The organism is Pandoraea sp. ISTKB (assembly GCF_001721285.1).
Taxonomy (GTDB): Bacteria; Pseudomonadota; Gammaproteobacteria; order Burkholderiales; family Burkholderiaceae; genus Pandoraea; species Pandoraea capi.
This window is the reverse complement of the sequence record NZ_MAOS01000105.1, coordinates 83744-101572: the sequence shown is the minus strand read 5'-3', so window position 1 is coordinate 101572 and position 17829 is coordinate 83744. Positions and strand designations below refer to the sequence as shown.

General features: G+C 63.2%; 16 protein-coding genes. 5 read left to right on the top strand and 11 right to left on the bottom strand.

Going from position 1 to position 17829, the window contains the following annotated elements:
* Positions 1-207 precede the first annotated feature (207 nt).
* From A9762_RS27470 to cysS, 5 genes are all read right to left on the bottom strand, one after another.
* Positions 208-1458, bottom strand: coding sequence for an aspartate kinase (locus A9762_RS27470; protein ID WP_069345114.1), 1251 nt, complete (start codon positions 1456-1458; stop codon positions 208-210).
* A 613-nt stretch (positions 1459-2071) separates the two neighbouring features.
* The gene (tilS, locus tag A9762_RS27465) at positions 2072-3538 is read right to left on the bottom strand and encodes a tRNA lysidine(34) synthetase TilS (RefSeq protein ID WP_170836345.1); all 1467 of its coding nucleotides are present in this window, start codon (positions 3536-3538) and stop codon (positions 2072-2074) included.
* A gap of 115 nt (positions 3539-3653) precedes the next feature.
* A complete protein-coding gene (locus A9762_RS27460) occupies positions 3654-4622 on the bottom strand; it encodes an acetyl-CoA carboxylase carboxyltransferase subunit alpha (RefSeq protein ID WP_069345112.1) in 969 nt (322 codons plus the stop codon).
* Between the two features lie 201 nt (positions 4623-4823).
* Positions 4824-5993, bottom strand: coding sequence for an endonuclease III domain-containing protein (locus A9762_RS27455; protein ID WP_069345175.1), 1170 nt, complete (start codon positions 5991-5993; stop codon positions 4824-4826).
* A gap of 26 nt (positions 5994-6019) precedes the next feature.
* Positions 6020-7423, bottom strand: coding sequence for a cysteine--tRNA ligase (cysS, locus tag A9762_RS27450; protein ID WP_069345111.1), 1404 nt, complete (start codon positions 7421-7423; stop codon positions 6020-6022).
* 232 nt (positions 7424-7655) lie between these two features.
* Between cysS and A9762_RS27445 the strand changes: the two genes are divergently transcribed.
* From A9762_RS27445 to A9762_RS27430, 4 genes are all read left to right on the top strand, one after another.
* Complete coding sequence (locus A9762_RS27445) at positions 7656-8396, top strand: tetratricopeptide repeat protein (RefSeq protein WP_139133433.1); 741 nt, start codon at positions 7656-7658, stop codon at positions 8394-8396.
* A 49-nt stretch (positions 8397-8445) separates the two neighbouring features.
* Complete coding sequence (locus A9762_RS27440; protein WP_139133432.1) at positions 8446-9051, top strand: peptidylprolyl isomerase; 606 nt, start codon at positions 8446-8448, stop codon at positions 9049-9051.
* A 45-nt stretch (positions 9052-9096) separates the two neighbouring features.
* Complete coding sequence (locus A9762_RS27435) at positions 9097-9591, top strand: peptidylprolyl isomerase (protein ID WP_069345109.1); 495 nt, start codon at positions 9097-9099, stop codon at positions 9589-9591.
* A 64-nt stretch (positions 9592-9655) separates the two neighbouring features.
* Positions 9656-10465 (top strand): UDP-2,3-diacylglucosamine diphosphatase, encoded by an 810-nt coding sequence (locus A9762_RS27430; RefSeq protein ID WP_069345108.1) that lies wholly within the window; start codon positions 9656-9658, stop codon positions 10463-10465.
* Between the two features lie 115 nt (positions 10466-10580).
* On the opposite strand, the gene cysE is transcribed toward A9762_RS27430, so the two are convergent.
* Together cysE and A9762_RS27420 are read right to left on the bottom strand one after the other, a co-directional pair.
* On the bottom strand, positions 10581-11390 hold the full coding sequence (gene cysE, locus A9762_RS27425; protein WP_069345107.1) for a serine O-acetyltransferase: 810 nt from the start codon (positions 11388-11390) through the stop codon (positions 10581-10583).
* A gap of 327 nt (positions 11391-11717) precedes the next feature.
* A complete protein-coding gene (locus tag A9762_RS27420) occupies positions 11718-12527 on the bottom strand; it encodes an RNA methyltransferase (protein ID WP_069345106.1) in 810 nt (269 codons plus the stop codon).
* Positions 12528-12834: 307 nt separating this feature from the next.
* Here A9762_RS27420 and A9762_RS27415 point away from each other — a divergent pair, with 307 nt between their 5' ends.
* The gene (locus A9762_RS27415) at positions 12835-13701 is read left to right on the top strand and encodes an inositol monophosphatase family protein (protein WP_069345105.1); all 867 of its coding nucleotides are present in this window, start codon (positions 12835-12837) and stop codon (positions 13699-13701) included.
* Positions 13702-13835: 134 nt separating this feature from the next.
* Here the strand turns inward: A9762_RS27415 and gltX are convergent, their stop codons facing one another.
* The 4 genes from gltX to ssuC form a co-directional block, all read right to left on the bottom strand.
* Positions 13836-15227 carry a glutamate--tRNA ligase gene (gene gltX, locus A9762_RS27410; protein WP_069345104.1) on the bottom strand — a complete coding sequence of 464 codons (1392 nt, stop codon included), beginning with the start codon at positions 15225-15227 and terminating at the stop codon, positions 13836-13838.
* A gap of 255 nt (positions 15228-15482) precedes the next feature.
* The gene (locus A9762_RS27405) at positions 15483-15698 is read right to left on the bottom strand and encodes a molybdopterin-binding protein (protein WP_010807342.1); all 216 of its coding nucleotides are present in this window, start codon (positions 15696-15698) and stop codon (positions 15483-15485) included.
* A 109-nt stretch (positions 15699-15807) separates the two neighbouring features.
* Positions 15808-16851, bottom strand: coding sequence for an ATP-binding cassette domain-containing protein (locus tag A9762_RS27400; RefSeq protein ID WP_083254339.1), 1044 nt, complete (start codon positions 16849-16851; stop codon positions 15808-15810).
* Positions 16848-17711 carry an aliphatic sulfonate ABC transporter permease SsuC gene (gene ssuC / locus A9762_RS27395; protein WP_083254338.1) on the bottom strand — a complete coding sequence of 288 codons (864 nt, stop codon included), beginning with the start codon at positions 17709-17711 and terminating at the stop codon, positions 16848-16850. The genes A9762_RS27400 and ssuC overlap by 4 nt, the downstream gene beginning before the upstream one ends.
* Positions 17712-17829 lie beyond the last annotated feature (118 nt).

Sequence of the window (17829 nt, the reverse complement as noted above, 5' to 3'; positions counted from 1 at the left end):
CTACTGTTCTCGATGCCGTCAAACATTATCCGCATCGAAATCCAACTTTTTTTGCGTACGTGTCATGCGCTCGACACGTTCCGAGGAAATTTCCCGCATCTACGCGCGAATTTTCCGCGACGCGCCGCATGCATCCCACTCGCATGCGGCGCGTTTTCCCGCAAATTTCTACTGCCAGCTCAACAACTTCCGAAGCGCTTCGACGGCTTACGCCTGATCGAGTTCGAAAGCTTTGTGCAATGCGCGCACGGCGAGTTCCATGTACTTCTCGTCGATCAGCACCGAGATCTTGATTTCCGACGTCGAGATCAACTGGATGTTGATGCCCTCTTCCGACAGCGTGCGGAACGCCTTGCTGGCGATACCCACGTGCGAGCGCATGCCCACGCCGACGATCGACACCTTCGAGACCTTCGGATCGCCCAGCACTTCAGCGGCGCCGATATGGCCCTGCACATCGTTTTGCAGCAGCGTCATCGCGCGCTGATAGTCGCCGCGCGGCACGGTGAACGTGAAGTCCGTCTTCCCATCGACGCTCAGGTTCTGGATGATCATGTCGACATCGATATTCGCGTCGGCGATCGGGCCGAGGATCTGGTAAGCGATGCCCGGACGATCCGGCACGCCGCGCACGGTGATCTTGGCCTCGTCGCGCTGGAATGCGATACCCGAGATGATGGCCTTTTCCATTTGTTCGTCTTCCTCAAAAGTAATCAGCGTGCCCGAGCGCGCTTCTTCGTCGAGCGCGATCATCGGGTCGGTCAGGCTCGACAGCACGCGAGTCTTGACCTGGTACTTGCCGGCGAATTCCACCGAACGGATTTGCAGCACCTTCGAGCCGAGGCTGGCCATTTCCAGCATCTCTTCGAAGGTGACCTTATCGAGACGACGTGCTTCGTCGACCACACGCGGGTCCGTCGTGTACACGCCATCGACGTCGGTGTAGATCAGGCATTCGTCGGCCTTGAGTGCCGCGGCAACTGCCACTGCCGACGTATCCGAGCCACCGCGACCGAGCGTGGTCACGTTGCCGTTCGGGTCGATGCCCTGGAAGCCGGTGATCACCACCACGCGACCGGCGTCGAGATCGGCCATCACGCGCTTGTCGTCGATTTCCGAAATGCGAGCCTTGGTGAAAGCGCTGTCGGTCTTGATCGGTACTTGCCAGCCGGCGTAGCTCACGGCATCGACGCCAGCCTCTTTGAGGGCCATTGCCAGCAGGCCGACGCTCACTTGCTCGCCCGTGGCGGCAATTGCGTCGAGTTCGCGCGGATCCGGGTTGGCCGAAATTTCCTTGGCCAGGCCCAGCAGACGATTGGTTTCGCCGGACATTGCCGACGGCACCACCACCATCTTGTGACCGGCCTTATGCCATTTGGCCACGCGCTTGGCGACATTCTTGATGCGCTCCACCGAGCCCATCGACGTGCCGCCGTATTTGTGTACGATCAGAGCCATAACATTGCTAACACATTGATTTAAAACCGTTTATGAATCCTGCGCGGATACCTTCGGAAGGGTATCGGAGACGTTTCGATTCGCGGAACTTTTGATTATCGCACGAATGTATCGTGGCGGCTTCGGTTTGACGCACAACGCGCTGTTCCGCCCCGCTCCGACCGCGAGTTGCAGCAGATTATGCCGCCAGCGACGGATTCGCTTGGCGACCATGCCGCACGGAATATGCGCACATATCCGATTCAGCAGAATGTATAGAGAGGGACGAGGACGGTTGAGGGAGGCTCCGCATCTGTCGAAGGGATCAGGCGTTTGATGGAGGCTTCGGAGAGGTGACGGAGAGACGCGGGCGTTTGGGAGAGGCTCCGGACATCTGTCGGAGGGATTCGGGCGTTTGATGGGCGGGGATTGGGGGCACTCAGACGTAGCGACTTTAAGTTGGAGCCTAGTCGAGTGCCTCCAATCCCCGCTGCCCGGAGGGTTGCCAAGGATGAGGAGGTTTGAAGCACAGAGGTTAGAGGCACAGAAACACAGAAGCGCAAAAGCAAGGAGTGAGAGCGCACGACAGAAGAGAGAAGATCGCGCGCCCCAAGCGCATCACGCAGAAGCGCCATCAAGCCTCATCACGCCAGGTCAAGTGCCATCGTGCGCCGCCCTGCGTGAGTTGGGCGCCGCCGTCCACACCGAGACGGGGAACAAAAACGATCTCCGTTCCTTGCCAGACGATCGGCACATTGCGCAGCCACGCGGCTACGCCCCGACTCTGATACCAGTGTTTCAGCGACCGCGAGTGTCCGTCGGCGCGTTCGCGCCATCGCTCGCCGCCTGCTCTGGCCTTCGCGACCAGCGGCTTCGCTCGCAACACGCTCTCGTCCACGCTGCCGTCGTCAGACGCCCCATCTTCAACCAGCGTGAAGACGATGGTCCCTTTCCATTGCGGCAAGGCCCATTCGCGCTCGCCCGACCAGCGCAGCACCGCCTCGTCGACGACATCGTCCGGGTCGGCGACGTCGTACACCGCCGTCCATTGCAGTTCATCTCGATACAAGCGCAAGACGGCTGTACCGTGCGGCAACGCCACCGACGCCTCCGGTTGCGCATCACGAATCTGCCGCACCCATTCGTCGAGCCGCGCTTCCGGTGGCGTCGACAATCCGCGACGCACCACCCAGTAGCGCAACAGATTCGCGAGACGCGCCGCATCCAGCGCTTGCAGACGACTGCGTTGCAGGCACTCGGCGGCGTCCGCGCGGACCACTCGCGCTGCGTCGAAGTCGAGCTGCGCGAGTTGATCGAGCAGCGTTTGCGCTTGCGCAGCGTGCCGCGCAAATCGCGCCAACGTCTCGCGATACGCGGGAACGTGTGCCGCGATCGCAGGCATCACGTCGTGACGCAATGCATTTCGCAGGTAATGCCGATCGTCGTTGGACGGATCTTCGACCCACGTGAGCGAACGCGCCTGAGCATAGGCGCGCATCGTCTCCCGCGAAACATCGAGCAACGGCCGCAGCAATCGCGTGCGCCCCGCCTGCTCGCTAACGCCGGGCATATCCCCTTCCACGGCCATCGCTGCGACGCCGGGCAACCCCGCACCGCGCAGCATCTGCAACAGCACCGTTTCGGCCTGATCGTTCGCGTGGTGCGCGCTGAGCAACCAGTCGATGCCGTGCGTCCGGCAGCTCGACGCCAACGCGGCGTAGCGGGCCGTTCGCGCCGCGCCCTCGATCCCTTGCCGGGCATCGCTCGGCACGTTCACCCGAATTGCCTCGAAGGCAAATCCGCGCAAACGCGCCTCACGCTCGCACACGACAAGCCAGTCGTCGGCACGCGGGGAGAGTCCGTGATGGATGTGAATGGCGAGGGGTTGCGCGACGGCATTGCCGGCTTCGCGGCGCTTGTGCACCCAATACGCGAGGGCGTCGAGCAGCACCATAGAGTCGAGCCCGCCACTCAGCGCAAGGGCGAGACGCGGCTCGGAAGATGACGGAGAACCGTGCTGCGAAACGAGGTTCGCAGGGACATGCTCGGGAGCATGCGCAATGACGTGCGCCGACAGCGCCACACGCAAAGCGACGTCCACATGTGCAACTGCCGCGTCGCATCGGGCAGATGCGAACGCGGCAGAAGAAGCATTGAGATGCGGCATCGGATTCGGCGTCATCGTCACGACGGACGACAACGCATTGGCAGGCGCCTTACTTCGCGCCGGCTTCCTTGAACTTGCCATAGCTCATCAGACGCTCGAAGCGACGCTCCAGCAATTCCTTGTGGCTGATGCCCTGGAACTGACGCAGCGAGTCGGCCAGCGCGCGCTTGAGCATGCCAGCCATGCCCAGCGGGTCACGCTGTGCACCGCCCAGCGGCTCGTTGACGATCTTGTCGATCAGGCCCAATGCCTTCAGACGGTGCGCCGTGAGACCCAGCGCTTCGGCAGCTTCAGGCGCCTTGGCAGCACTCTTCCACAGAATCGACGCGCAACCTTCCGGCGAGATCACCGAATAGGTCGAGAACTGCAACATCATGACCGTATCGGCAACCGCCACGGCCAGCGCGCCGCCCGAACCACCCTCACCGATGATCGTGGTGATGATCGGCGTCTTGAGTTCGGCCATCACATAAAGGTTGTGACCGATCGCTTCCGACTGACCGCGCTCTTCGGCATCGATACCCGGATAAGCCCCCGGCGTGTCGACGAACGTGAAGATCGGCAGACCGAACTTCTCGGCCATCTTCATCAGGCGCATCGCCTTGCGATACCCCTCGGGACGCGGCATACCGAAGTTACGCATCGCGCGCTCCTTCGTATCGCGGCCCTTCTGGTGACCAATGACCATACAGGCCTGACCGTTGAAACGGGCCATGCCACCCACGATAGCGTGATCGTCCGAGAAAGCGCGATCGCCATGCAGTTCGTGGAAGTCAGTGAAGATGTCGCGCACATAGTCGAGCGTGTAAGGACGCTGCGGGTGACGCGAGATTTGCGAAACCTGCCACGGCGACAGGTTTGTGTAGATGTCTTTGGTGAGCTGCTGGCTCTTCTTGGAGAGGCGCTCGATCTCTTCGGAAATGTCGACGGCGGAATCGTCCTGCACGAAGCGCAACTCTTCAATCTTCGCTTCGAGTTCGGCGATCGGCTGTTCAAAATCCAAAAAGGTGTTCTTCATCAGGTTTCCCCGGAAATGCGGCAGCGTATTGTACCGCCGGTAACGTCTACCCGATCGAGATAGGCAACTTTCATTGCCTCTCGGCTCGCAATAGCCGTCGAAAATGACTGGACGAGACGGGATGGACGCGGATTATACGGCCTCAGGTCTAAAGAAACCGTAAAACGATCAAAAAGCGCCCGATCACCGACCGGCAGTCGGTCAATACTCGACCGGCACCGGTTCGAGGCTTCGCCACATGTACCACGTGGCAACGGAGCGCCAGGGCTCCCAGTTGGCAGCGACTTCCCGCGCTTCGCTGCGCGTGACGGGCTCTCCGCTGAAGTAATTGACGCTGATCGCGTTGATCAGGCCGACGTCGTCGAGCGGCAGGACATCGGGACGCAGCAGGTTGAACATGAGGAACATCTCGGCCGTCCAGCGGCCGATGCCCCGAATACCGGTCAGCTCGGCGATGACGGCCTCGTCGTCCATGCTCGCCCACGCATCGACGTGCAAGGCGCCCGATTTGAAGTGCGTCGCCAGATCGAGAATGTATTCGGCTTTGCGACGCGACAATCCGCAGCCGGCCAGCGCATCGTGTCCGACCTTGATGAACTGCGAGGGGGAAAGCTTCGGGCAAATCGCCACCACGCGATCCCACACGGCCTGCGCCGCCTTCACGGAGATCTGCTGACCGACGATGGAGCGCGCCAGCGTGACGAACGGCTCGCCGCGTCCCGTCAGATGCGCGGGACCGAACTGAGGAATCAGCTTCTTGAGAATGCGGTCACGCTTCATGAGGTCGGCGCATGCCTGATCCCAGAAGTCGGGACGCGATGCCCCCGGCGCGACCGGCAACGGCACAACACCCGTGACGGCCTGCTCGACGACATCTTTCTCGATACGCTCGATCTCGGGCGTGACGATACGCGTCTCGCCGTCACGCTTGGCAATGACACGAAGCGTGCTCGCCGCCGAGGACGCGTCCGCTTTGGCAGATGTCCCGGTAGACGTCTTGCGCGGCGCCTTCGCCCCCGCCTTCGATGCCGCCGGCTTGACGGCCTTCGGCAGCGGCTTGGCAGCCTTTTCCATCTTTTCTGTCTTGTCCGCGACCTTCCGGCTCGCGGCCTTGCGGGCCGTGCCGGTGCCGGACGTCTTCACGGGCGCCCTGCCCGCCGACGTCTTGCCAGCCGGTTTGGCCGACACCACACCGGTCGCCGCGGCAGCCTTGCGCGGCGCGCGACGCACGCCGTCGCCGGCCGTCGCTGCGGATCGGGCCGGCTTCGCCACGCCCGCCACGCTCGCCGCCCCTGCCACGCGCTTTGCCGCACGCTTGGCCGTCGTGGTCTTGGTCGCAACCTTTGCGGCTGCGGATTTACGAGTCACCATGAGTTTTTTGCCTCGATGCGTCGCGCTCAGGCACGACGCCATTCGGTGGCGCCTCCGGGACGGTCTTCGAGCACGATGCCCTCGGCCAGCAATTCGGCACGGATGCGGTCAGCCTCGGCGAAATTACGATCGCGCTTGGCCTGCGCACGCGCTTCGATACGCGCTTCGACCGACGCACGCAGCGCATCGACATCTCCCGCACCTTCGTCGCCCGTCGCCCCCTGGAGGAACGATTGCGGATCGCGCCCGAGCAAGCCGAGCGTGCCGGCCAGCCCTTGCAACTGACGCACCAGCACAGGATCACGCTGCTTGTTGATTTCACCGGCCAGTTCGAACAGCACGGAGATGGCGACCGGCGTATTGAAATCGTCGTTCATGGCGGCAGCGAAGCGCTGCGCGAACGGCTCGTTCCAGTCGAGCGGCGCGCCATCGCCCACGGCGTCCTTCAACGCGGTATACAGACGCGTCAGACCGCCTCGTGCGTCGTCCAGATGGGCATCGCTGTAGTTGAGCGGGCTGCGATACTGGGCGCGCAGAATGAAAAAGCGCACGACTTCCGCATCGAACTTCGCCAACACTTCGCGGATGGTGAAGAAGTTGCCGAGCGACTTGGACATCTTCTCGTTGTCCACGCGCACGAAGCCGTTGTGCATCCAGTAATTGACGAACGTCTCGCCCGTGGCGCCTTCGCTTTGCGCGATTTCGTTCTCATGGTGCGGGAATTGCAGATCCGCACCACCGCCGTGAATGTCGAAATGGTTGCCGAGCAACTGGCAGCTCATGGCCGAGCACTCGATGTGCCAGCCAGGACGACCTGCCCCCCACGGCGACGCCCACTTCGACTCGTCCGGCTCGGTCTCCTTCGCGCGCTTCCACAGCACGAAGTCGAGCGGATCCTGCTTCGCCGCGTTGGCCGCCACACGCTCACCCGCGCGCAGGTCTTCGATCGACTTGCCCGAGAGCTGGCCGTAGCTGGCAAACTTGCGCACGGCGTAGTTCACGTCGCCATCGTCGGCCTGATAGGCATAGCCGTTACGTTGCAGCGTGCCGATCATGTCGACCATCTGCGGAATGAAGTCGGTCGCACGCGGCTCGTGATCGGGACGTTGAACGCCAAGTGCGTCGGCATCTTCGTGCATGGCGGCGATGAAACGCGTCGTGAGCTCGCGCATCGTCTCGCCGTTCTCGACCGCGCGCTTGATGATCTTGTCGTCGATATCCGTGATGTTCCGCACATACGTCACGCGATAGCCGAGCGTGCGCAACCAGCGCTGCACCATGTCGAACACCACCATCACGCGCGCATGACCGATGTGACAGTAGTCGTACACCGTCATCCCGCAGACATACATGCGGACTTCGCCAGCGACGAGGGGAACGAACGACTGTTTATCTCGCGCGAGCGAGTTGTAGACACGGAGTGAATCCATAGATATGCGCTTGACCGGGCGGCAACAGCGCCGGACGCTGCGACGATATCCTCACGTAAAACCGGAGCAATATCGCGAGGCGGGCTGCGCGCCGTGCGGTAGAAAAAACGAACCTGCGAACCGCCTCCACCGCCACATCGAGAAATGGCGCGGGCCGGGCGCAGGTGTTTTGTTAGAATGCGGCCGAGTATAGCATCTCTTGCGCACCTCTCAGGTATCCCAAGCACCCACTATGACGCAACGAAGCCGGTCACTTTTGCACTCGTCCACGCGCATTCCTTCGCGCCTTGCCATCGGCATCCGCCCGGTCGCCGCTGCCGCTCGCAGCGCCCGCGCCCTGATGCTCGCAGGCGCCACCCTCGGCCTCGCCGGCGCGCTGTTCGCGCTGCCTGCCGGGGCACAGGCCATCACCGATCCGCCCCCGCCCGCCCCGCTGCAAACGCCGCAACAGGCCAGCGAATCGGCCATCAACAAGCTGGTCGACGCGGGGAATTTCAATGCGGCCCTGACGAAGATCGACGAGCACCTGAAGCAATACCCGCGCGACGCGCAGGTGCGCTTCACGCGCGGTCGCGTGCTGATGGAAATGGGACGAAATGCGGAAGCCATCGACGCCTTCACGGCGCTCACGCAAGACTTCCCCGAACTGCCCGAGCCGTTCAACAATCTTGCCGCGCTCTATGCCCAGGCGGGCGAGTACGACAAGGCCCGCGCCGCACTCGAGAGCGCGATTCGCAACAACCCGAACTTCGCCGTCGCCTATGCGAACCTCGGCGACATCTACGCCAAGCTCGCGCAACAGGCTTATCAGAAATCCCTGAAGCTCGCGCCGACGGCCCGTGTGTCGAATCGCGAAAAGCTGCTCTCGAACATGCTGACGCCGCAACGCGCCGCGCCGGTGAGCCAAACCCCTGCCCCCGCGAAAGCGAGCGACGATGCCGCGTTGAAAAACGTCGGCAAGTCGGGCAACTAAGCGCATCGCTTCGACTCGAAGCGATTCCCCTCACGTCATGGAGACACGCATGTCCTTTCCGAATCGTCTGCGTCGCGCCGTGCTCGGCGGTGTCGGCAGCGTTATCGCCGCAGCCGCGCTGAGCGGCGCGAGCCTGCCCGCCTTCGCCCAGAACGCGCAACCGCAGGTGCAGTTCAAGACGTCGCTCGGCAACTTCGTGGTCGAAGTCAACCCGAAGGCGGCGCCCAAGACGGTCGAGAACTTCCTGCAATATGTCAACGACGGCTTCTACAACGGCACGATCTTCCATCGCGTCATCAACGGCTTCATGATTCAGGGCGGCGGCTTTACCGCGAACATGGATCAGAAGCCCACGCGCGCCGCGATTCCGAGCGAATCGAAGAATGGTCTGAAAAATACGATCGGCACCATTGCGATGGCCCGCACGTCGGACCCGAACTCGGCGACCGCGCAATTCTTCATCAATGTGAAGGATAATGCGTCACTGGATTACCCCAACCCGGACGGCTTCGGCTATACGGTATTCGGCAAGGTGGTGTCCGGCATGGACACCGTCGAGAAGATCAAGGGTGTGGCCACGACCCGCAAGGGCATGTATTCCGATGTGCCCGCCACCACGGTCGTGATCGAATCGGCCAGCGTCGTCAAGCGCTGATAATCCTCCGGCCCATCAGGACCATTTCATCAGAAGGAAAGCATCATGGTTGAACTGCACACCAATCACGGCGTCATTCGTATCGAACTCGACGAAGCCAAGGCCCCCAAGACGGTCGCGAACTTCCTGAACTACGTCAAGAACGGTTTCTATGACGGCACGGTGTTCCACCGCGTCATCAACGGCTTCATGGTTCAGGGCGGCGGTTTCGAAGCCGGCATGAAGCAGAAGTCGACCGAAACGCCGATCGAGAACGAGGCCAACAACGGCCTGAAGAACGACAAGTACACGCTGGCCATGGCGCGCACGAACGATCCGCACTCGGCCACGGCCCAGTTCTTCATCAACGTGAACGACAACGACTTCCTGAACCACAGCGCACCGACGCCGCAAGGCTGGGGCTACGCCGTGTTCGGCAAGGTCGTCGAAGGCCAGGAAGTGGTCGACGCGATCAAGGGTGTGAAGACCGGCTCGAAGGGCTTCCATCAGGACGTGCCGGTCGACGACGTCGTCATCGAAAAGGCCGTGATCGTCGCGTAAGCGCACGCTCTGCGAACTGCGACACTCGATGCCAGTATCGACTGCGCGGTGCCCGCAATGCCCCGTGACACCACGGGGCGACGGGCCCGCGCTTTTCATTTCCGATCTTCACCTCTCGCCGGCCCTGCCGCGTACGGTGCAAGTCTTCGAAGACTTCCTGCGCGGCCCCGCGCGTGAAGCGTCCATCCTTTTCATCCTCGGCGATCTGTTCGAATACTGGATCGGCGACGACATGCTCGATGCCGACCGGGCTCACGACGCCCGTGCCGAGGGCTGCGCAGAACCGCTCGGTGTCTTCGCGCGTCGTATGACGGCGGCCATGGCCGCACTGTCGGCCAGCGGCGTGCCGATTGCGGTCATGCGCGGCAATCGCGACTTCCTGCTCGGCCGTCGCTTTGCGCAGGCCGCCGGTGCGGTCATGCTCGACGATCCGTGTGTCTTCTCGTTTCTCGGTCAGGCGCTCGTGCTCAGTCACGGCGACCAGTTGTGCACGGACGACGTGGGCTATCAGCGCTTTCGCCGGATCGCGCATTCGCCGCTTGGCAAAGCCTTTTTCCTGACGCTGCCACTGCGTTTGCGCATGGGCATCGCAGATCGTATCCGGCGACGCAGCGCCGCCAAGGGCGCGCATCGCATGGCGTATGCCGATGCCAACGCGAACGCCATCGCCGCCCTGCTCGACGCCGCCGGAGAGCGCACACTCGTGCACGGGCACACGCATCGCCCTGCACGACATGCGGACGGCCGTCGCGTGCGCTGGGTGCTGCCCGACTGGGAGTTCGACATCGATCCGCCGCGCGGCGGTTACCTGCAATGGGACGCCCACGGGTTGCGGGCCATCGATCTCGCACCGTCGACCGGCGCTCCCGACTGATCCACGCCCAAGGCAATCGGCGTCATGCGCCACCGCCAACGAAACGGCCCGCTCGAAAGCGGGCCGTCTTCACATTCGTGCGCAGGATAATGCCCATCGCGCCCATCGTCACGCGTCACATGTCCTGAATTTCCTTACCGAGCTTGCGCAGCTCCGCAGTATCGATCTTGCTCGCGCCGAGCGCTTCTAGATGTGCGCCAAGCTGATTCAGCGCCGCCACCATCACATCGATCTTGTGCGACTGATCGGTCGCATTCTCGATGAGGCCGTGGATCGCCAGCGAGACGGGATCGTCCGCGTTCGGCGTGATGCCATAGGCGGAGAATTCCGTCTTGCGTGCATGGCTGCCCGCGCCACTCGATCCACCCGCCTGCGCATCGCCGCCCTGGCGCGGCGTGTCCGATCGCGTCTCTGCACGCACGATGCGAGCCGGATTGCCGACGGCAGTCCCCCCGGCGGGCACAGGCTTCACGACGACCGCATTCGACCCGATCTTCGCACCCTCGCCGACCGTGAAGCCGCCGAGCACCTTCGCGCCCGCACCGACGATCACCCCCGGCTCCAGCGTCGGATGCCGCTTGGCACCGCGCGCGAGCGATGTGCCGCCGAGCGTCACGCCCTGATAGATCGTGCAGTCGTCGCCGATCACCGCCGTCTCGCCGATCACGACCCCCATGCCGTGATCGATGAAGACCCGGCGTCCGAGCGTCGCCCCCGGATGGATTTCGATGCCAGTAAGAAAGCGGGCGTACTGCGAGACGTAACGCCCGAGCCATTTGAAGCCGGACGTCCAGCACTGATGGGCGACGCGATGCAACATCACGGCATGCAGCCCGGGATAGCAGGTGAAGACCTCCCAGTTGCTGCGGGCGGCGGGATCCTTCTGACGGATGGCGGCGATATCTTCGCGAAGACGAGTGAACATAAGCCTGATGACGGTCCTGTCATGCGACGTCCGGCCGTCTTGGGGCGGATCGACGCGAGTTTGCAGTGGCACGAAAACGCAACGCGTGCCGGTCGTGACCGGCGGCGAACGGCGCGGAATGTGCAGCGAGGTGCAGGGGGGATGGCGCGCGCAGAAAGGCGACGCGTCACATCAGTTGGCGCAGGGCCAACAACAGTGAACGTGATAAGGCAGAGAGGCGGCGCAACGCTGGCGCAAACGGGTCATATCCGCGAGAGGCTGATAAGCTTGTGACTGAAGATTGTATGGGATTTTTCCTCAGCCCGCTTTCTCCTCGCTTTTTCGCCGTCAACGGCGAACCTTGCGCTCCAGAATGTGCTTCGCAATGCCCCGCAGAATGTTGACCTCCTCGCGCTCCAGATGACTCTTGGCGAAGAGACGGCGCAGGCGCGTCATGAGCTTCTTGGGATTGTCCGGATCGAGGAAATCGAGATCGACCAGCGCGCGCTCCAGATGCGTGAGCATGCCTTCGACGTCGTCGCGCGTGGCGAGCGCTTCGGTGGTCGCTGCCGAAGGCGATGGTGTCGCTGCCTCGGCGACGCTCGCGACGTCGCCGCGCTCAAGTGCCAGGCACGCCATGCGCATCTCCCACGCGATGAGTTGCACCGCTTGCGAGAGATTGAGCGAGCTGTAGACGGGATTCGCCGGAATATGCACGAGCGCATTGCAACGCTCCACATCGGCGTTAGACAGACCGGTGCGCTCGCTGCCAAAAACGAACGCGACGGCGTCGCCCTGCCCCGCGTGTTGCACAGCGATGGCCGCACTCTCACGCGGCTCGGCATTGGGCGGACCGTACTCACGCGAGCGCGCGGACAGCGCCACCGCCCAGCTCACGCCCTGCAATGCGGCCGCAAGATCCGGCACGACGAGCGCGTTCGCGAGCACGTCGTCTGCCCCGCTTGCCAGCGCCACCGCCTCAGGGTCACGCAGGACTTCGGCCCCTGCACGCGGCGCGGCGAGCACCAGTCGTCCGAAGCCCATCGTCTTGATCGCCCGCGCCGCCGAGCCGACGTTACCGGGATGGCTCGTCTCGTTGAGCACGAAACGCACTTGATCGAACACGGACGACGGGGAAGCAGCAGCAGACTGGGACATGAGACGACGGTGGTGTAAAGCCTAGCGTGGAAAGAGAGATGATAACGCGGCGCATCGAAACGCAGCGATACTGCCTTGCGCAACATGCGCAACATAAAAAGGGTCAGAAAGCACAGTTTCCAGAGCGCGCCGCCCGCGTTTTTGCTAAAATACGCGTTTTCGCCCTGCAATCGAGCCGCCACCCTCCGTGCGCGGCGCTTGCCGGGCATCGCTCTTGCTCAATTCGTTCGCTTTGTCTGCCTTGCTCGACGACCGGCCCAATGGGGGCTGTACGTATCGTCGGCGATGGCCTTAACAGGAATCTGTCATGCAGCATCCCATGCTCAATATCGCGGTGAAGGCCGCGCGCCGCGCCGGCAACATCATCAGCCGAGCCTCCCTCGATATCGATACCGTCAAGGTCAGCAAGAAGCAGCACAACGACTTCGTGACGGAAGTGGACAAAGCGGCTGAGCAAGCGATCATCGAAGTCCTCTTGTTTGCCTATCCCGACCACGCCATCCTCGCCGAAGAATCGGGCGAAGAGCATGGCAATTCCGGCTCGGAATACCAGTGGATCATCGATCCGCTGGACGGCACCACCAACTTCATTCACGGCCTGCCCTACTACTGCACGTCGATTGCCCTCGCGCACAAGGGCATCGTCTCGCAAGCCGTGGTCTACGACCCGACCCGCAACGAACTCTTCACCGCCTCGCGTGGCCGTGGTGCGTTCCTCGACGGCAAGCGTATCCGTGTCTCGCGTCGCGATCGTCTGGCAGACGGCCTGATCGGCACGGGCTTCCCGTTCCGCGATCTGCAAGGCGTAGATAACTATCTGAAGATGTTTGGCACGATGACGGAACACTGCGCAGGCATTCGTCGCCCGGGCGCCGCAGCGCTGGATCTGGCGAACGTGGCCGCCGGCCGCATGGACGGCTTCTTCGAGCAAGGCCTGAATCCGTGGGACATGGCCGCAGGCAGCCTGCTGATCACCGAAGCCGGCGGTCTGGTCGGCAACTACACGGGCGAATCGAACTTCCTGTTCGAGGGCGAAATCCTCGCGGGCAACCCGAAGATCTACGCATCCATGGTAAAACTGCTCGACGCCTATTCGCTCACCAAGCGCGCGGCGCCGTCGGCCAAATCCGGCAAGACCCTTTCGCTGAACGCCGAAGCCGATCCGCAGGCGTAAGCGCACACACGGGGGGCAGCGCTTGCTGCGCCCCACGCAAAAAACCCCGGCGATGCACAAGCATCCCGGGGTTTTTTCGTTCCTGACGCCACCGTTGGCAGCGCCGGAAATTCCAGCGGTTCAGGCTGACGCGATCAGGCGCCCAAACGCGCCAGCACCGTATCGCGGCCAAGCAGTTCGAGCACGGCGTCGATCGCCGGGGTGTGGGTCGTGCCGACCACGAGCAGGCGCACCGGCATCGCGAGTTGCGGCATCTTCATACCGTGCTGCGCGAGCGTGGCCTTGAACGCCGGCGAGATGGCTTCCTTCTTCCACTCGGGCAGTGCCGCAAGGGCGGTGGCCAGATCCTTCACCGCCGCACGGGCCGCATCGGTCAGATGCTGTGCCACATCTTCGGCCGACGGCGCCGGCTGACGATAGAACATCTCGGCGCTCGCGGCGATGTCCTTGACCGTGTTCGCACGATCCTTGAACAGGCCGACGACACCCGCGAGCGACGGGCCACCATCGATCGACACACCGGCCTTCTGCAGGAACGGCTCGGTCAGCCCGGCCAGACGGTCATTGTCGGCCTGCTTCAGATACTGGTTGTTCAGCCACAGCAGCTTTTCCGGATTGTGCTGTGCCGGCGACTTGCCCAGATGCTCCAGATCGAACCACGTCACGAACTGCTCGCGCGAGAACACTTCCGCGTCGCCGTGGGACCAGCCCAGACGCGCCAGATAGTTCACCACGGCTTCCGGCAGATAACCTTCTTCGCGATACTGCACCACGCTCATCGCGCCGTTACGCTTGGACATCTTCTCGCCCTGGTCATTGAGCACCGTGGGCAAGTGCGCGTACACCGGCGGCTGCTTGCCGAGCGCTTCGAAGATGTTGATCTGACGCGGCGTGTTGTTCACGTGATCGTCGCCGCGAATCACGTGCGTGATGTCCATGTCGATGTCGTCGACGACCACGCAGAAGTTATACGTCGGCGTGCCGTCCGGGCGCGCGATCACGAGATCGTCGAGCTCTTCGTTCGAAATCTCGATACGGCCCTTCACCGCGTCTTCCCACACCACGCTGCCCGTGAGCGGGTTCTTGAAACGCAGCACCGGTTGCACACCCGCCGGCGGCTCGGGCAGCACCTTGCCCGGCTCCGGACGCCAGCGGCCGTCGTAGCGCGGCTTCTCGCCACGCTCGCGCTGCTGCTCGCGCAGGGCATCGAGTTCTTCCACGCTCATGTAGCACGGATAGACGTGACCGCCCGCCTTCAGTTGCTCGAGCACCTCGCGATAGCGATCCATGCGCTGCATCTGATAGAACGGACCTTCGTCGTAGTCGAGGCCAAGCCATTCCATGCCTTCCAGAATGACCTCCACGGCTTCCTGCGACGAGCGTTCGAGATCGGTGTCCTCGATGCGCAGAACGAACGCGCCGTGGTTGTGACGCGCGAAGGCCCACGGATAGAGAGCGGAACGGATGTTGCCCAGATGGATGAAACCGGTCGGGCTAGGCGCAAAGCGGGTGCGGACAGTGGTCATGGTTTGGCTTCGGTGCATCGCGTCGGCGACAAACAAAAACGCCCGCAGCGGAGGGTCTCGCGCAGGCGGGTCGCCAACATTCGGAAGCCGTCATTATATCAGCCGAGTGCGTGCATTCGCGGCACAGTCCTAGACGGGACTCGGAATTTCCTGCTACCTGCATCGGACGATCGCCCCCGCGCGCATCCGATGCAGGCGTCCAGCTCAGGAAAATGGGGCGCTGACACGGGGCCAGCGACGTGACAGACGGCGAGCTTAGAGCTTGGCAAGCGAGACTTCCGTGGCCTTGACCAGGGCCACGACTTCGGAGCCGACATCGAGACGCAGCTCGTCGATCGAGCGCGTGGTGATGACCGACGTCACGATACCGCTCGGCGTCTCGACATCGACTTCGGACAGCACGGGACCGCGCAGGATTTCGCGAATACGGCCCTTGAACTGGTTGCGGACGTTGATAGCAGTGATACCCATGGTGAACTCCTGTGTTCGTAAGATCGGTTCGAAAATGCGCAATGGCGCTGAATAGCGACGGAAAACGTTTGGAAAAGCCGGTGACGCGCCCCCTCGGGCCAGATGAGGATCAGATGGCCCAGCGTACGGTCGCCGCCGGCCACAACGGCTCGGCAGGGGTCGTATGCGAGGACGGCGCCACCTCGGTTTGCAGTACACGAGCGAGCACCTGCGCTTCGAGGCCGGCGAATTCGACACTGCCGCGTGCACGCGGACGCGCCAGCGACACCGCCTGATCCAACCCCAGTTGCCCCTGCTCGATGAGCACCACGCGATCGGCCAGCGCGACGGCTTCCTGCACATCGTGCGTGACGAGCAACGCGGTGAACCCATGTGCGCGCCAAAGGCGTTCGATCAGCGCGTGCATTTCGATGCGCGTAAGCGCGTCGAGCGCACCGAGCGGTTCGTCGAGCAGCAACAGATCCGGCTGGTGCACCAACGCGCGGGCCAGTGCCACCCGTTGACGCTGGCCGCCCGACAGGCGGCTCGGCCAATCGTTGGCGCGCTCGGCGAGGCCCACTTCGCGCAGCACTTCCAGCGCTTTGGCGTGCGATGACTTCGGCAAGCCAATGGCCACGTTCTCGATGACCGTGCGCCACGGCAGCAGACGTGCGTCCTGGAACATGATGCGCGTCGTGATGGGCGCCGCGGCCTTGCCCGATGCGCCGGCGAGCGCATGACCGTCGAGCGCGATGCGTCCCGCATCCGGCGACTCCAGACCGGCGATCAGGCGAAGCAGCGTCGACTTGCCGCAACCGCTACGCCCCACGATGGCGGCAAAGCCACCGCGTGGAATCGTCAGCGAGAAGTCCGACAGCACCGAACGCTCGCCATAACGCTTGCCGACCGACTCGATACGCAGGCCGTCCGACGCCGTTGCAGAACTTGCCGCACTTGCACCACTCGCGTCACTCACCGGACGCACCACTTTAAGATTCGTCCCCGCTGCCGTACGCGGCGCGCCGGCAGGGATCCCCACAGGCAGTTGCGTGCCGAACGGATCGGCCTGCGGATCGAGCGCCAGCTTGCCGGGGCTTGCCGTGGCACGCTGCTCGGCGGTCCATTCGGCTTCGATGTCGGCGCCCGCGACCGGGGCCAGTTGTTGTGCGCTCATGCGGCGGCTCCTCGTTGAAAGGCCGGATGCCAACGCAACCAGCGAAATTCCAGTTCCTTGGCCAGCACGTCGGCCAGCTTGCCCAGCAGCGCGTAGAGCAAGATCCCCACGAGCACGATGTCGGTTTGCAGGAACTCGCGAGCGTTCATCGTCAGATAGCCGATCCCTGATTGCGCCGAAATGGTTTCTGCGACGATCAGCGTCACCCACATCAGCCCCAGCGAGAAGCGCACGCCGACGAGAATCGACGGCAACGCCCCGGGCAGAATCACATCACGGTAAAGTGCCCAGCCGCGCAAGCCGTAGCTGCGCGCCATTTCGACCAGCGCCGGATCGACGGCGCGAATGCCGGCATACGTATTGAGATACATCGGGAAGAACACCCCGATGGAGACGAGGAACAGCTTGGCCTTTTCGTCGATGCCAAACCACAGGATCACGAGCGGGATCAGCGCCAGATGCGGAATGTTGCGCAGCATCTGGAACGACGAATCGAGCGCCGTTTCGGCCACACGCGACAGGCCGGTGAGCATGCCGAGCAGCAATCCGAGCCCGCCACCGATAATGAAGCCGATCACAGCGCGTCCGGTCGACACGCCGATGTCGCGCCAGATCTGGCCAGTGATGGCGAGTTGCCAGGCCGCTTCCACGACCGCGGACGGCGCGGGCAATACACGCGTGGACAGCCAGCCTTGCTCGGCAGCCAGTTGCCAGAGCGCGACGAGCACGATGGGCACGGCCCACGGCGCGAGACGGCGGGTCAACGTGCGCCAGTAACGTGGCAACGCGCCGGGCGGGCGTGTGGCGCGTGTGGCAACCGAAGCCACATCGGTCAGGGTCGTTGTCGTAGGTTGGGTCATGCGAATTTCCCCCGGGGCGCTACGGCCCCGTTTGCGTTCCAGTCAAAGTGAAGTCAATGCGTTGCGATGCCGGGGCATCCGATGCGGCTGTCGACATCGGACATGAGATCGGCGCGAA

What these genes read in the sequence shown, in the direction of transcription:
- A9762_RS27405 (WP_010807342.1), bottom strand. Translation starts at nt 15,698, where the DNA reads ATGGGTATCACTGCTATCAACGTCCGCAACCAGTTCAAGGGCCGTATT.
- A9762_RS27400 (WP_083254339.1), bottom strand. Translation starts at nt 16,851, where the DNA reads ATGAGCGCACAACAACTGGCCCCGGTCGCGGGCGCCGACATCGAAGCC.
- A9762_RS27415 (WP_069345105.1), top strand. Translation starts at nt 12,835, where the DNA reads ATGCAGCATCCCATGCTCAATATCGCGGTGAAGGCCGCGCGCCGCGCC.
- A9762_RS27420 (WP_069345106.1), bottom strand. Translation starts at nt 12,527, where the DNA reads ATGTCCCAGTCTGCTGCTGCTTCCCCGTCGTCCGTGTTCGATCAAGTG.
- cysS (WP_069345111.1), bottom strand. Translation starts at nt 7,423, where the DNA reads ATGGATTCACTCCGTGTCTACAACTCGCTCGCGCGAGATAAACAGTCG.
- A9762_RS27445 (WP_139133433.1), top strand. Translation starts at nt 7,656, where the DNA reads ATGACGCAACGAAGCCGGTCACTTTTGCACTCGTCCACGCGCATTCCT.
- A9762_RS27435 (WP_069345109.1), top strand. Translation starts at nt 9,097, where the DNA reads ATGGTTGAACTGCACACCAATCACGGCGTCATTCGTATCGAACTCGAC.
- gltX (WP_069345104.1), bottom strand. Translation starts at nt 15,227, where the DNA reads ATGACCACTGTCCGCACCCGCTTTGCGCCTAGCCCGACCGGTTTCATC.
- ssuC (WP_083254338.1), bottom strand. Translation starts at nt 17,711, where the DNA reads ATGACCCAACCTACGACAACGACCCTGACCGATGTGGCTTCGGTTGCC.
- A9762_RS27455 (WP_069345175.1), bottom strand. Translation starts at nt 5,993, where the DNA reads ATGGTGACTCGTAAATCCGCAGCCGCAAAGGTTGCGACCAAGACCACG.
- A9762_RS27440 (WP_139133432.1), top strand. Translation starts at nt 8,446, where the DNA reads ATGTCCTTTCCGAATCGTCTGCGTCGCGCCGTGCTCGGCGGTGTCGGC.
- cysE (WP_069345107.1), bottom strand. Translation starts at nt 11,390, where the DNA reads ATGTTCACTCGTCTTCGCGAAGATATCGCCGCCATCCGTCAGAAGGAT.
- A9762_RS27470 (WP_069345114.1), bottom strand. Translation starts at nt 1,458, where the DNA reads ATGGCTCTGATCGTACACAAATACGGCGGCACGTCGATGGGCTCGGTG.
- A9762_RS27460 (WP_069345112.1), bottom strand. Translation starts at nt 4,622, where the DNA reads ATGAAGAACACCTTTTTGGATTTTGAACAGCCGATCGCCGAACTCGAA.